Raw genomic sequence first — 14,086 nt, forward strand, 5'->3', positions numbered from 1 at the left:
CTGAGCCGAGTTTTTACAACATGCCCTTTCTATAAAAGGGTTGCACAGGAACATAACACTACCACTAAGCGCATCGACGGATGTTGGAATGAGCACAGCGAAAGGGTCCAATGGCATCAAGGGTGGCCAGCTAAACGAGCATATCTTCATTGAATCGTCCCCAGTTCCCTAGACACCTCGCAGCCTTAAAATGAGGCAACAATTGGAGGTGTGCTCCTAAATAACTGTTCCTAATAGTGCTACATCTTGCCGGAAGCCTTGCTGTGTAAGACTTTCCCCCATCGGTTGGCAAAGTCTGGCGTGATAAGGCCCAGGTCACGAACCATGTCTAATGCTACTTGCAGAGGCGGCTCGAGGGCAGTGACCTACTATTAGAAACAGTTATTTAGGGCTGGGGAAGACATAGCTTGCTTGCTGATTTTGGCAAAAATAATGTTTATGAGCCTTAGCAGTAAACCGAGTTTTAGAAGTTCCCATAGTAGAGTGAGAACATGAATACTAATATTTGTTCAGCGCTCTCAATTCTGACAGAATCACCAGCTCCAGATAGCCACTATTCACAGCAAGTACCGGAGAAACAAGGAGTAACCATCATGTTAGATCCTGCCCTGCTCCAGATTAGAGAAGCATTAGCCCAAGTGCCTTACATCACCCACATCAAGAATCAGGACGATTATGAGCGAGCTCTTGAGCTGATGGACGAACTGATCGATGACTATGAAACCAATAAGCAATTGACTCAGTTGCTTGCAACCAGTATCGAGCGCTGGGAAGACGGGGCTGGTGAGTTCACCGACTTCAACAAGGCTTTAGCAAGCGTGGAGCCGGGCATTGCTGTCTTGAAGACTTTGATGATCGAGTACCAACTGGGCGTGGCTGACCTGCCTGAGCTGGGCTCCAAGTCCAATGTGAGCAAACTGCTCAATACCGCCGAGGGGAAAAAACTGACCCGCCAACATATCGAGGCGCTAAGCAAGCGCTTTGCAGTGCCACCAGCACTGTTCTTTTGATTTCTAGTGGATTAAACCCGACTCAAGTTGCCTTTACACGTGGCTAGAAAAAGCTGTTTTTTGCTCGTTTACACCGGTACTGATGGCCAGCTGACTCAAACGCACCTCACCCATGCTCAACAGGAGCCACAGCCATGCGAGCTGCTTTTAACACATTCAAGGGCCGTTCAGCTAACTCATGCATAGGTGTCTTACCACCAAGCCAGCTATTCGCACTAACAAACCAAACAGCGATCGCAAGTACCTGTTTGTGAGCCGCTAGAATAGCCAGGATCTCCTTCATTTCGGGTAGAGGCTTACCATCGATTCCCAAGCCATAGGCAGGGAAAAGATCTTTTCCCTCAGTAGAGATTGCGAAAATCCACCCCGCCTTTTTCCATTTATTTGGCAGTGCTGAAGAGTTTACCCCCTTGTATCCTGCGTTGTCGGAGACCTGTTGTGCCGTCAGCCACGCTGACAGGCGAAGTACCTGTTCACGCAGTTGAGCCGCCGTTGCCACATTGAATTTGTGCTTCGCTTTAGTGTATTTATTCACTTGAGTAGTCTCCAGCATAACGACATGTGATGCGTAATTTGTTTGACCACGCCGCTGTAGAGTAATTCCCACATGTTAGGGGCATTAAAAAGTAGAGAGCATGCCGACTGTGCCAGATTCGGTCTTGACGTGCAGCAACCCAGCAGCCTCATAGACTACTCATGGTTATATATCCACAACCAGTTCGTTGCAAACTCCTGTAACTCATTAAATGAATCAAACAGGTAACCGTGACTGTAAATAGCTTAGTGGTCTTACTCTCGGTGAGTGCTGATGTCCGTAATCCCATTTATAGGCGTTTCTTTTTGTTAAAATTCACCTTCAACATCTACATTTTGATCTTCAAAATCTTATCACACTAGGATTCATTGATATCCTAAAAAACCAGCTAACTGACCCTAAAATCGGGTCTGGTAAAGACGACCACCCGCCATATGCGTCAATCGTACATATCCACGGCGTTAATGGGATAGTCGCCCCTCCCCAAAACGGCATCTGAGTGCCAAAGTGGCGAATGTAAGTTCCCACTGATGAGAGAGGCGACCACCATGAAGGCTACGACTATCGGCATCGATCTGGCAAAACATCTCTTCCAATTACATGGGGTGGATCAACATGGCAAAACGATCCTCAAGCGACAGTTGAAGCGGGAGCAGATGCTCTCATTTTTTAGCAATCTTCCTCCTAGCCTGATCGGTATGGAGGCATGCGGCAGTGCCCATTACTGGGCCAATAAACTGCAAGGAATGGGGCATACTGTCAATCAGCATCGAAAAATGACCAGGGATCAGCGTCTAAAATTGACCAGGGTTAACTGGCTGATTTCATCCTCTGTTTGAAGCGATACGAGTCGTTTCCAGTCTCGATGATCTCGCAGTGATGGGTGATCCTATCCAGCATCGCTGTCGTCATCTTCTCATCCGTAAATACCTTGCCCCATTCGCTGAAGGCCAGGTTGGTGGTCAGGATAAGGCTGGTGCGCTCGTACAGCTTGCTGATCAGGTGCAATAGCAGGGCTCCACCGCTTTCGGCAAACGGCAGATAGCCCAGTTCGTCCAGGATCACCGCATCGACATTGACCAACCGGTTGGCAAGCTGCCCAGCTTTGCCTGCCGCCTTCTCCTGCTCCAGTTGGTTTACCAGATCCACCACGCCGTAGAAACGCACTCGCTTGCCCCGGCGCACGGCATTGCGCCCCAGGGCGATGGCCAGGTGAGTTTTACCCGTCTCGGTTCCGCCTATCAGCAGCAGATTGCGCTTCTGCTCCAGGAAGTCATCTCTATCCAGCGTGGACAGTTGCACGGGGCTGACCGGGGTGTCTGCTGTCTCGAAGCTGTCCAAGTCCCTGGCCAGCGGGAACTTGGCGATGCCCATCTGATAGCGGATCGAGCGGCACTGACGTTCGGATTCTTCGGCTTCGATCATCCATTTGAGCCACTGCTCTGGCGGTGGCAGGGGGCGCTCACGATGCGCCAGCAGCTCGTCGCACAGCGCCGCCATGCCAAACAGTTTCAACCCCTGCAGGCGCTGGTAAATTTCATCGGCTGACATGCTGACCTCCTGGTAACAGGCTGTCATAGCGTTGGCAGTTGGCCTGTGGTGGCTGTGCTAGCGGCACCACCTGAGCGTGGACCGGTGGCACGTCGAGGGGGCGCCGTAGCCGCTGCAGGTGGTTGAGCACCAGCTCGGCCGAGCTACCCCCCAACTGCAGTACCTGCTGGCAGGCTTGCTCCAACAGGTCGAGTCCGTCCTGCCGAGCGGCCAGCAGTAACTTGACCATGTCCCGGTCACCGCCCTTGCGACTCAGAAGTTGCTGCTGCAAGCGGCTCAAGGCTGGCGGCAACGCCCACTCCTTGAAGGGGGCTCCGTGGCGCAAGGCACCTGGCTTGTGCTCGAGCAGGTCGAGGTAATGCCAGGGGTCGAACTGGGTTTTGTCCCGGCCAAACTGACGGGGATGATCGGCAATAAGCTCGTTCTGGGCATACACCTGGAGCCGATCCGCGAAGACCCTGGCGGTCACGTGCCGATGGGCGTAACGGCTGTCGACACTGTAGGTGTTACGGTCGAAGTGGATGAGGCAGGTACTGTCAACGCGCAGCTCACGCTCCACATAGCCATTGAAGCGCGCGGCCAGGGGGCGCAGGGTGGTTCGCTCCTGCTCGAAGCGCTGCCACACCGTTTGGGACGGGTCGTCCGGATGCGGACGTGTCTGTGCTGCTTGCTCCAACTCCTGGATAAGGCGGCGGTTGAGCTCGGCCAGACTGTCGACCTTGCGCCGGGGGGTAAAACAGCGCCGGCGCACATCCTGGACCTGTTTCTCGACCTGCCCCTTCTCCCAGCCTGAGGATGGGGTGCAGGCCACCGGCTCGATCACCTAATGGCTCATCAGCGCCAGGAAGCGGGGATTGAAACGGCGCTCTTTACCCTCGAGCACCTGGTCGACACAAGTCTGGAGGTTGTCGTAGATGCCCTGTCGGGGCACGCCGCCCCAGTAGTGAAAGGCCGCATCGTGGGCGGCAAACAGCATCTCCTGGGTTTCGCGGGGAAACACCATGACGAAGGGCTGGCGGCTGTAGGTGAGGCGAAAATGGGCGGCCTTGACCCGTTGCACCACACCGCCGATCTCCACCTCTTCCTCGCTCCAGTCAAACTGATAGGCCTCTCCAGCCGCGAACGTCAGGGGGACAAAGGCAGCCACTTTGGCCGGCAGTTGTTTATAGTCACGGACGAAGCGCTGGACGCTGTCATAGGCACCTTGGTAGCCCAGGCGTTGTAGGTCTTCGAAGAGTTGTCTGGCACAGCGGCGTTGTCGCTTGGGGCGCTTGGCATCGAGGTCCAGCTACTGGGTCAGTGTCGGCTCGAATTCGCCGAGCTTGGGTCTGGCTGGCTGAGGGCGGTGGTACTTGGGCGGTTCGGAGAGAGGTTGGCGAAGGTACTTGCGAACGGTATTGCGAGAGAGCCCTGTGACTTTAGCGATGGCGCTGATGGACTGGCCATCCACCTGATGCATACGCCGGATCTTCAACACGGTTTCCATGATTAACACTCCAGGTTCTCCGATCCAAAGATCGGATAGTTGCAAACACTCCGAGGTGGTCAAAATTGGACGCTGAAAACCCCGGAAACCTGGTCATTTTTGCGCGCTGATCAACAAGCAGACGTTTGGATCTTGATATGGTTATGATGTTATTCTTGAATTTTAATGATATTTTATGAAATTTATTGTTTTAAGGAGTTTAGGTAATGACGGGGTTAGTTCACTTTGAATATGCACCACCGAGATCATGGGAACAGTTTGAGGAACTCTGCGCCGACCTTTTCGAAGCAATGTGGCGTGACCCTAATCTCGTTAGGCATGGTCGTGCGGGGCAAGTACAAGATGGTGTAGATATTATTGCTGCAAGAGGAAGTATTTTCCCAGTTGGCTTACAATGCAAAAAAAAATCCACGTGGCCTGAGAAAGAACTGAAAATAGCCGAAGTGACATCTGAAATCAAAAAAGCTGATAATTTCACACCTCCACTAAAAGAGCTCTACATTCTTACCACTGCTTCAGCTGATGCTAAATTGCAGAAAGAAATAAGAAAGTTAAATACTTCTCGCGAAAGAGATGGTAAATTTTCGGTGCAAGTTTTGTTCTGGGGAGATCTTATAAGGAAGATTATACTATTCCCTATAGTAGCTAGAAAACACTTCGCAGTGAGTGCCAATACAAATGAGTTTTCACCTTTACTTGCCACGTGGTATACAAGCTCCGGAAAAGTTGAATTGCCTGGCGAGGAATGGTCAATTGCTGTTAGAGAGTTAGCGGAGGATTTTTATGATTGGCCAACCGGCCATGTTATTATAAGGCAGCGTGAAACCGATAAACTAATTGACAACATCAATAGTTTAGAGCTGAATTTAATACAGGAAAACTCTCGAAATGAAAGGCTAAAACTCCGGCAGACACTTCGTCGAATGAAAGAAAGTGAACGTTATCTGCAAGATATCCTTCATAATATTTTTTTAAATAAAAAACTAAGATTTTATGTCTTTGACTTAAATGAAGATGAGAGTGATGCACCTGGAATTTTAAGGGCCATAATTGAGAATGCATTATCTTCAATAGATACATCTTTTAAACCAACTAAAATCAAGTTATCCCCGCCGACTCCAGAACTACCCATCGGGCTACGTTCATCTTTTAGCATTTCTTTAGGTGACTTGTCAGTAAGAATACCTGATGACGAGTATGTTAATATATTGAATACTGAATCGAATCACCCTAAAAAGTATTATGGAAATGAGATATGTCAAGTAGTGTCTGAGTTGCCCTCTTCCGTCAAAAGGAAGTATGTCATCCCAGCTTTAATCAATTGGCTACACCGAATTATGCAAGACGAAAAAAAGACGCTAGAGGAATTAGATATTGCTGGATACCTAGACATTTATTCATGGAGATATACATATTAAAACATCTTAACGTCACTGCAGGAGCAATGGATTATGGCAATATATTCTTACTGTATTCCTAGTTCGTTTTATTACGCAGACTTATTGCCACTGCTTTAGTCAGCTCGTGAGTTTATTTAATGGCGTAAAATTTTTATGATGGAGGTTGTAACGCTAAATGGCAATTATCAAGGGCTCTCATTTCTTGGTCGAGTAAGTTGAATGTACATGTATTCCAGCGACAACGTTGAAAAATCAAACCTGGAAGTGCTGGCATTCTAGCTTATCAGTTGAGGTGGATAGCTATCTTCAGAAACTAGTGAAATACTTTCAAAATTAGGTATAACAAATGACAATAATCGCAAGTTATAATATACATGGTTGTAAAGTCCTATTTGCCGACCTATTGATAACATCGGAAGAAATCAATGAAAGTACGATTGTTCTACCAACACTCGGAGAAATAGATTCCCGAAGAGTTGATAATAGATTTTTTATTGCGGAGAGATTACAAAAAATACAAATTATTTCAGACTACTGCACAATTGCCTATGCTGGTAACGTTTATTTGGCCTATTGTTTTATTGAAGCCTTAAATAAGATATTAGAGGAGAGGGTGTTATCAATCAATGATATAGAAAATACTTATAAAAGTATTGATGAGAAAAATGAACTAGCCATCATCTATTTATACCGCAATAATAGTGGTGAGATAATCTCAAAGGGAATGAACTGTTGCAAGAGCCATTCAAAAGTATTGGGAGAAGTATTATATCGAGGGAGTGGGGAGCTAGCTATTACTGACTATATAGAATGGCTTGATCGCCAGGATTATATCTCTTGCCCCCCAATTGATGAAGTTGTCGCACAAGCAGTGAGTATTGTCATACAACAAATAGCTCAATTGCAAATGGCCGAAATAAAAAGCAATAGTATCCCTGAAAGTATAAAAGATTATTTTGGGTCTGGTTACGAAATTGTGACATTTTACAATGGGAAATTTAATAAGATTAATTTGACATATGCGTTCATTGAGTTAACTTACAATATACAGACTAAAAATGTTGATATAAACAATCCATACATAATATTGTCTCAATATATTGAAGACGGTGTTTTAATCCATGAGCGTTATCAGGATATTAATTACCCCATCTCAGTAAACAATGAGTTCACTGAGTACGATCATAACAAAATAATAACTTCATCACTATTGGATATCAATAAAAAAGTTTCGCATGTCCTCCGGGAGAATAAACTTAACGACTTGAATTTCTGCTGTTTTATCTTTCACGATAACTTCAAGTACGGTACTGAAATGTGGCAGTCAATAGTAATAAGATCAGACACCCCACCGATTAACATTAAAAAACATAATGATGAGAGAGGTAGGTATGATGTAATATATTCTGAACGAGTGGAAATACAATTGATTGAATTCATTCAAAATAATTACTTGTAAACTCGGAAGCATATTAATGTATATCGCAAAAGGCATTAGCCAGAAAAACAGTTTCTCTCACGATATCAGGTCAGATCCTTGATACGTCAGTGTGATTCATAGAGATCATTTCACTATGATGTGATGCTATGAACAGGGAAATTCAACAAAGATTACTGTTAGAGGAAATGCCATATCCTATACAGAGAATCCAAACGGATAGATAGTGTGAGATTTCTGCATTAAAGGTTCAAAATAAACGGATGGAAGTGGGGATCAAGTTCAGACCCAACAAACCGGGGCATCCCCATCAGAATGGGAAAGTCGAGCGGTCACAGAAGACAAATAAGCGCGAATTTTATGCAACTGTTGATACTCAGTCTGAGGTCATTCATGGCCGGCTAGCAGAGTGGCAACACTACTACAACTGGTACAGACCACACAGCGCCCATGGGGGCTACAGCCCCATGGAGCGCTTTTTGAATTGATTAACCAAACAACATTCTATGATGAGCTGGATAACCACTAAGTCCCAGAAAAGGAACGGATTTGCGATCCCAATTACAGATTGGATTTTCAGCTTAGCAAATTGAAACGATTTCTATGAATCGTACAAACAATGACGTTCACATTATTGATTGTCAATGCTCGAACGAGCATGCTCCATGAAGTTGATCCTTCCTGATGACATGCCAAACTTCTTGTATTTATAACGAAAATATGCGGAGATACGATCTTCATGCGTTGACATTATTATCTGGCGATCTTTAAATTCAGTACGTAGTAAATCAATGAAACCTGCCACATTAATTTCATCCAATGTCTGGACTGGATCGTCCACGAGTAATAGAGTGTGTTTAGCATATCGCTGGTTCAAAGCAAGTGTAAATGATAGTACAAGTGCTGACAGCTGACCTGAACTCATGGAAAAGACTACATCATGCTCATGTCCTGGCGTCTCATTGAAAGCAATAGAATTGCCATCATTTTCGATGAAAATTCCTAGCCCTTGCTGATAATTTTGCATAAGTCGGCCCGAATAGATATGAAAGAGGATCTCAATTTCTTTAACTATGGATTCGAGATACGTTCTTTTCTCATCCTCATATATTTTCTTTAATTTCAGTAGATACCCTTTTAACTCTCTGGATTTTTTAATTAAAAGTTCGGCATTTTTATATTCCCGCTCACACTCTGATATGTATTTTGATGATGCTATAGAGTGAAGTTGCACCAAATAGGATTTCTTTAGATCTAGTTGTTGAGACTTAATGCTTTTAACAGCCAGATGATCGTTGTTGAAAATTTCACGATAAACTCTCTCAAAATCATCATAGATACAGCTATCATCTAAAGATTTAAATTTTTCATGTACTCGGCGTTTTAGTTCATCTATTTTCTGCTGAGTTATGGGCTCAAAATCATCAGAAAGAAGATCGTTGAAATTTATATCAGCCGTCATAAGTTGTTTATAATAATTTTCTAGCCACAATAACTGTTCTTCAGACAGTTTTACCAGTTGACGCTTAAGTGCAATATTATCTTTGTTTTGCTGCAGACATGGCTGCAATGCAAGCTCAATTGGTTCTTGCCAATTGAGTCTAAATCTGGTTAATGCTTGTGAAAGTTGATTATTTTGTTGCATTGCTACATTTTCGAGTATTATGCGCTGGTTTTCAATTCCTTCCAGTAGTGCAACTGCCGTCGGCCAGAGATATCCACATGTAGGACAAATGTTAGTTGCATCACCATTTGACTGTAGTTCATTGAATGTGCTCACCATTTGTTCACGTGTCTGCATCAGACTTGTGTGGCATTCCTGAACTTTATCTGTGGTAGATAGTAGCTGTTTGAGTTCTGAGACCTGTGTCTGAAAATTTTCTGGCGAGAAGGTATCTGGAAGGAGTGTAAGCAATGGGGGGGTAATCATTAAACGATTTTCACTAATAGACTTCATTATATTTTTGAAGGCGTTAGTTATTGTCACCGCAGAATCATAACAAGCAATCTCTTTCTCCCATTTATGCCTGTGTTCGACATTTCTATACAACATCAAAAATCGTTGTTGCAGCTCTATTCTAGGGAGAAGTTTTATTTCTAGATCGTCATTATATAATTTATTTTCATAATGCGAAAAATTTTCAATAAAGCGTTGAATCCGAAATAATTCTCCATTGGCTGATAACAACTGCTCGAATTGCGATGTATCAAAATCCACAACTTCGCGATCCCATGGCTGTTCTGTAACCATGATAATACGTTCGTAAGCAACAGAACTCCCTATCGGTAATATTTGCAGTTTAGCTGCATCCCATTTATCTTTAAGTGCTTTCAGATCAACACTTTTCTGTGGATTACACAACTTACCAATTTTATTTGATGCTTGTGTAATGTTATTAATTTTATCCTGAATATCACCGATATCAAACAGGTGTGCAATCTGACCCTGTCTATCTTTCTCTTTTTGTTTTAATAGCCGTGTATTTTCTTCCTGCTCGATATAATGAAATAACTCAAAGTCACGCTGATACTGCTCACCGAGCAAAGTAGAAAAATATGCTTCTTCTTGTGAGATCGCTTCGCCTCGCTCTGCCTTAAAGTCAGCCAGTTCATAAAGAGGAAGCCTTAAATCAGTTACACCTCGATGTTCATCCAGCACAGCTTTACTGGCCGCTCTCTCAAGGAAACGACTTTGCCCATCTACGATGATCTCTGCACGGATTGAAAGCCAATCATCATCCCTTGCTTGTTTAAATAGCCAGGGGCAACCAGTTCTTAGGCTACGTCGATCTACGGTCAATTCTTCAAGCTCAATATAGCGCCGAATTTTCCCTGTCAGCAAAAGTTCAAGAGCATCAAAAAATGATGATTTGCCAAAACCATTGGGACCATCAAGAACGATGAGATGATTACTATCAAGTGTTAATTCAAGTTTTTCAAAAACTTTGAAATTATGAACCTCAAGACGCTTAATGATCAGTTTCATAACCTGCCTCAGATAATTTTTTATCTATGAATGCGAATAACTCTTCCGGCATTACATCTGGTGATACAATCCTATCTGAGAGAGACTGAATCGCCAAATCAGTTGCAATCAATATATCTGACTTATCCGCTCGATTTATTTTTTCCATAATATTTCGTTCTAGGCTAGCTAAATCAGAGTTACTAGGGCAATTAACAGCAATAAAGGGGAGTTTTATTGCAAGCCTGTATAGAAGACTTTGCCAGCCCCCCTCTAGGAAATGTAATTTATATTCAGTAAAGGTATGAGGCGATGTTATTAATTCGCGAAAAATAGTAGTAAAGCTGTGAGTTGTAATCTGTTGATATAGAGCTTCGAGTTCTTCGGTAGTGTAAGGAAGTACGTGCTTTTTAAAGAAGTAGGAGTCTTCCTCTATGTGATGGACTCGTTTGCTAGCAAGCACGTTGCTGGTATCAGTATTCCATACAATCAATAAGTTAATGTTTTTTTCAAGAGCAGGATCGGCTGTCACATTTTTACATTCATTCAGCCATCCAGCTTGGATTTCTGGAGTGATTATTGGTTCACCGTGGATTACCAGCCAGTAATTTTTCTTTTCAGGAGTAATGTATTCGTATAACTCCAGAGCTGTGGAGGTATTGCGTATCATTCCTTCATATGTTAATAAAAGTTCAATCAGGTTCTGCATCTTTTAAATTCTCAGGCACATTGTTTAAAGAGACCATTGCTATCTTTTTATAATTTCCGATGCGGTTTTCTCTTAGCAATTCGTGTTCAACTGTATCTATACCTTCAGTAGCATCGATACCGGTTATCACATTTGAGATGGATGGTCTATCTATAGCGCTGGTGATAAGTACACCACCTTCGAATAAACATTCAACATCTTCGCTGAGAGCCTGCTGCATAATATCATGACAGATAGTTTCCTGATGTTCCGTGGCGTGATGAATTCCTGTTGGGTAGTAGAAAAGACCACCATTCAACCAAGAAAATTTGACGCTGGAACCTTCATTACGTGTAGCATTAACCAATTTCAAGAAAATCGTAAACATTCCAAGCCGCATGGCGTCGCGATCCAGTGACTGATCCTTAAACTCACCGAGTGTATTAAAACGGCCCTTTTTATGTGGCATTGTGGCCCGCAGGAAGGTCTTCATTCCGTCAATATCTAGTGCAGTAATGGTGGCCAGATAGTCATCTAGCTTTTGACATGCGTCTTGGGACATTGTGTCTTGTTGGTCGCAGAACTCTTGGTAGTATGTGCCAATATCAATCTGCAGACGACTAAGGAAAAATTCCTCATTCTCAAACGGAGCATGATCAGGGGCTTCAATCACATCATACAACGCTGAAAAGTCGATGAACTCGTTGGCAGCAATTATTCTCTGATGACGAACTGATTCGTGGATCAGGCCGTGAATTGCTATGACCTTTGAATTCACTATGGCTTCAAGAGAATTCTGAATATTTGTGACAAGATATCTTTTCCATATGGGAAGGGCATCAACATTGGTAAGCAGCATGGTAAGCTTGTTTTGAATTAATCTATCTACTTCATTCAACGGGCAAAAGGATTGTGTGACATTCTCATTTACATTAGGAAAAACGGGGTAGGCATAAAGTTGTACTGGTGCATAATCAGCTTCAAAATTTTCCGGCATATCTGTTATCGCGCGCGCAATATGAAAATAAGCAACTGTAATCCCTCGCAGCCTTGCATTATCTCTTTGAGTCGTGATGCCTGTACTATATGCTGAAAAGCGAGTCTCTTTGTATGCTTTTACTTGGTGCATTGATATGCATTGTTGACCCCGAAAAATTGCGAAATCATCCTGGCTTTCCAACTGAAGCCTCAAATCCCGACTTGCTTCATAACCTGAGGACATCATCTCCAAACAATGGTACAGCGCTAGCTTGCCTTGGTAGACAAATCCGCTCCATGTTGAAATAGCTGTGTGTGGAAAAATCTGAGGAGCTACTGCCATGAGATTCCTTACTCTCTTAAATTCTCATTCACAACGACGTTCTCCACTTACAGGTGATTGAATCGCCACCGATTTTCTAGATGCTATACAATGGCATAATAACGGATAGTGCATCTTGGGCCAATCTCGATTGAAGCCTCTAGACAAATTTTTGCCCTAGCGTCTTTCTACGTTTTGTGAAGAGGAGTTACGGAGTCTATTTCTGAATCGCCCCTGGCTTTCTAGACATGCTGTTGCTGACAAATTAACTGCCTTTCAAACTCTACCGGCGACAGCCCATCATTGGAACCATGACGCCTGTGATGGGTTGTAAAACATCTCGATATAATCAAACACATCGCTGCGGGCTTCGTCTCTTGTCGCGTAAACCCTGCGCTTGATCCGCTCCCGTTTGAGCAACTGGAAGAAGCTCTCGGCGACAGCGTTGTCGTGACAGTTACCACGTCGGCTCATACTGCAACTCAGGTTGTGGGCCTTCAGAAAGTCCTGCCATTCACCGCCGGTAAATTGGCTGCCCTGATCCGAGTGCACCAGTACCGGCTGCTTTGGCTTGCGCCGCCAAACCGCCATCAATAACGCATCAACCGCCAAGTCTGCCGTCATGCGTGACTTCATTGCCCAGCCGACGATCTGGCGAGAGAACAGGTCGAGCACCACCGCTAGGTACAGCCACCCTTCTTGAGTACGGATGTAGGTAATGTCGGTCTCCCAGGAGATGTTGGGGGGTGGCTCCTTAAACTGACGTGCCAGCGTGTTTGGAGCTACCTGTGGGCTCTTGCCTCCATAATGCCCCTTGCGGCGTTGATAGCCCGTTTGTGAACGCAGCCCTTCCCGCTTCATTAATTTGGCCACTCGGTGCTTGCCGCAGGCTTCTCCCCCGTCACGAAGGTCGCGATGGATCTTGCGATAACCGTAGACAGCACCACTTTCCAGCCAGGATTGCTTGACCAATCCGGTCAACCAGCCGTTCGTCCTCCTGCTGGCGTGGCGATACGGGCTGTTTCAGCCACGCGTAGAAGCCACTTCGGTGAGCCCCTAGGGTCTGGCACAGGGTAACGACACTGTACCGGTCGAGTCGGGAGGTTATGAACGCGTACCTTTCCTTGACTCGCTGGCAAAGTACGCGGCCTCCTTTAGGATATTGCGCTCCTCGGTGACCTGACGCAGTTCGGCTTTCAGGCGGCGGATCTCGGCTTGCAAGGCAGGCTCTTCGAGCTGCTGGTCAGCGGGCTTGCCGTACTGCTTGAGCCAGGCATACAGACTATGGCTGGATACCCCAAGGGCTCGAGCAACGTCAGCTACCGGCCGTCCGCGTTAGGTGATTTGTTTAACGGCTTCGATTTTGAATGTTTCTGGATAACGCTGACGGGTCATAACACCTCCAATAGTTGCCTCATTTTAATGCTGTGAGGTGTCTAGGGAACTGAGGGGGAATTCAAATGAGAACGGCGAATAATGATGGTGGTCTTGAGGAATGTTCAGCCTAGAAAGACGCCATAATACCGAATTTTCAATCGTTCGAAGGCTTCACCTAAAAATGTAAGAAAATAGCTGTTATTGCGCGAAAATAGCCAATTAAATGACATTCAGTTTTAAATTTGTTATAAAATTAGCGAAAAAAATCTATGTTAGTGGCATGTATACAGACCTAGCCGTCAGTCATACAACCTAACCTTGTTCTATTTTTTCTCC

At 44.9% G+C, this 14,086-nt stretch carries 11 protein-coding genes and 3 pseudogenes; 5 read left to right on the forward strand and 9 right to left on the reverse strand.

Annotated elements, in window-relative coordinates; all coding sequences use genetic code 11:
- Positions 1-593: 593 nt before the first annotated feature.
- Positions 594-1,010, forward strand: coding sequence for a helix-turn-helix domain-containing protein (locus tag AACT07_RS03980; RefSeq protein ID WP_069526666.1), 417 nt, complete (start codon positions 594-596; stop codon positions 1,008-1,010).
- A gap of 106 nt (positions 1,011-1,116) precedes the next feature.
- Here the strand turns inward: AACT07_RS03980 and AACT07_RS03985 are convergent, their stop codons facing one another.
- On the reverse strand, positions 1,117-1,545 hold the full coding sequence (locus tag AACT07_RS03985) for a hypothetical protein (protein WP_069526667.1): 429 nt from the start codon (positions 1,543-1,545) through the stop codon (positions 1,117-1,119).
- Between the two features lie 548 nt (positions 1,546-2,093).
- On the opposite strand from AACT07_RS03985, the pseudogene AACT07_RS03990 reads away from it, so the two are divergent.
- Positions 2,094-2,306, forward strand: a pseudogene (locus AACT07_RS03990) (IS110 family transposase); the annotation flags it as partial.
- Positions 2,307-2,355: 49 nt separating this feature from the next.
- On the opposite strand, the gene istB reads toward AACT07_RS03990, so the two are convergent.
- Genes istB through AACT07_RS04010 form a run of 4 tightly spaced genes read right to left on the reverse strand, consistent with a single transcriptional unit; the run spans position 2,356 to position 4,582 of the window.
- The gene (gene istB / locus AACT07_RS03995; RefSeq protein ID WP_069526669.1) at positions 2,356-3,096 is read right to left on the reverse strand and encodes an IS21-like element helper ATPase IstB; all 741 of its coding nucleotides are present in this window, start codon (positions 3,094-3,096) and stop codon (positions 2,356-2,358) included.
- Positions 3,083-3,919 (reverse strand): Mu transposase domain-containing protein, encoded by an 837-nt coding sequence (locus AACT07_RS04000; RefSeq protein WP_216093280.1) that lies wholly within the window; start codon positions 3,917-3,919, stop codon positions 3,083-3,085. The genes istB and AACT07_RS04000 overlap by 14 nt, the downstream gene beginning before the upstream one ends.
- Entirely contained in the window at positions 3,920-4,384 is a 465-nt protein-coding gene (gene istA, locus AACT07_RS04005) for an IS21 family transposase (protein WP_216093282.1), read from the reverse strand.
- Positions 4,385-4,582 carry a sigma factor-like helix-turn-helix DNA-binding protein gene (locus AACT07_RS04010; RefSeq protein WP_216093281.1) on the reverse strand — a complete coding sequence of 66 codons (198 nt, stop codon included), beginning with the start codon at positions 4,580-4,582 and terminating at the stop codon, positions 4,385-4,387.
- A gap of 206 nt (positions 4,583-4,788) precedes the next feature.
- Here AACT07_RS04010 and AACT07_RS04015 point away from each other — a divergent pair, with 206 nt between their 5' ends.
- The 3 genes and pseudogenes from AACT07_RS04015 to AACT07_RS04025 form a co-directional block, all read left to right on the forward strand.
- Complete coding sequence (locus AACT07_RS04015) at positions 4,789-6,000, forward strand: restriction endonuclease (protein WP_069526670.1); 1,212 nt, start codon at positions 4,789-4,791, stop codon at positions 5,998-6,000.
- 328 nt (positions 6,001-6,328) lie between these two features.
- On the forward strand, positions 6,329-7,441 hold the full coding sequence (locus AACT07_RS04020) for a hypothetical protein (RefSeq protein WP_069526671.1): 1,113 nt from the start codon (positions 6,329-6,331) through the stop codon (positions 7,439-7,441).
- 155 nt (positions 7,442-7,596) lie between these two features.
- Positions 7,597-8,027, forward strand: a pseudogene (locus tag AACT07_RS04025) (integrase core domain-containing protein); the annotation flags it as partial.
- A 24-nt stretch (positions 8,028-8,051) separates the two neighbouring features.
- Here the strand turns inward: AACT07_RS04025 and AACT07_RS04030 are convergent.
- The 4 genes and pseudogenes from AACT07_RS04030 to AACT07_RS04045 all read right to left on the reverse strand — a co-directional run bounded on the left by AACT07_RS04030 (position 8,052) and on the right by AACT07_RS04045 (position 13,768).
- On the reverse strand, positions 8,052-10,406 hold the full coding sequence (locus tag AACT07_RS04030) for an AAA family ATPase (RefSeq protein WP_069526672.1): 2,355 nt from the start codon (positions 10,404-10,406) through the stop codon (positions 8,052-8,054).
- Positions 10,390-11,094 carry an ABC-three component system middle component 1 gene (locus AACT07_RS04035; RefSeq protein WP_069526673.1) on the reverse strand — a complete coding sequence of 235 codons (705 nt, stop codon included), beginning with the start codon at positions 11,092-11,094 and terminating at the stop codon, positions 10,390-10,392. The genes AACT07_RS04030 and AACT07_RS04035 overlap by 17 nt, the downstream gene beginning before the upstream one ends.
- Positions 11,078-12,394, reverse strand: coding sequence for an ABC-three component system protein (locus AACT07_RS04040; protein ID WP_069526674.1), 1,317 nt, complete (start codon positions 12,392-12,394; stop codon positions 11,078-11,080). Before AACT07_RS04040 ends, AACT07_RS04035 begins: the two co-directional genes overlap by 17 nt.
- Positions 12,395-12,615: 221 nt before the next feature.
- Positions 12,616-13,768 (reverse strand): annotated as a pseudogene (locus AACT07_RS04045) (IS3 family transposase).
- Positions 13,769-14,086 lie beyond the last annotated feature (318 nt).

Source organism: Aeromonas sp. ANP5 (assembly GCF_963870295.1).
GTDB classification, from domain to species: Bacteria; Pseudomonadota; Gammaproteobacteria; order Enterobacterales; family Aeromonadaceae; genus Aeromonas; species Aeromonas veronii.

Bases quoted from the DNA above. Each gene is read 5' to 3' on its own strand.
- AACT07_RS04015 (WP_069526670.1), top strand. From the start codon at position 4,789: ATGACGGGGTTAGTTCACTTTGAATATGCACCACCGAGATCATGGGAA.
- AACT07_RS04030 (WP_069526672.1), bottom strand. From the start codon at position 10,406: ATGAAACTGATCATTAAGCGTCTTGAGGTTCATAATTTCAAAGTTTTT.
- istB (WP_069526669.1), bottom strand. From the start codon at position 3,096: ATGTCAGCCGATGAAATTTACCAGCGCCTGCAGGGGTTGAAACTGTTT.
- AACT07_RS04040 (WP_069526674.1), bottom strand. From the start codon at position 12,394: ATGGCAGTAGCTCCTCAGATTTTTCCACACACAGCTATTTCAACATGG.
- AACT07_RS03980 (WP_069526666.1), top strand. From the start codon at position 594: ATGTTAGATCCTGCCCTGCTCCAGATTAGAGAAGCATTAGCCCAAGTG.
- AACT07_RS04020 (WP_069526671.1), top strand. From the start codon at position 6,329: ATGACAATAATCGCAAGTTATAATATACATGGTTGTAAAGTCCTATTT.
- AACT07_RS04010 (WP_216093281.1), bottom strand. From the start codon at position 4,582: ATGGAAACCGTGTTGAAGATCCGGCGTATGCATCAGGTGGATGGCCAG.
- AACT07_RS04035 (WP_069526673.1), bottom strand. From the start codon at position 11,094: ATGCAGAACCTGATTGAACTTTTATTAACATATGAAGGAATGATACGC.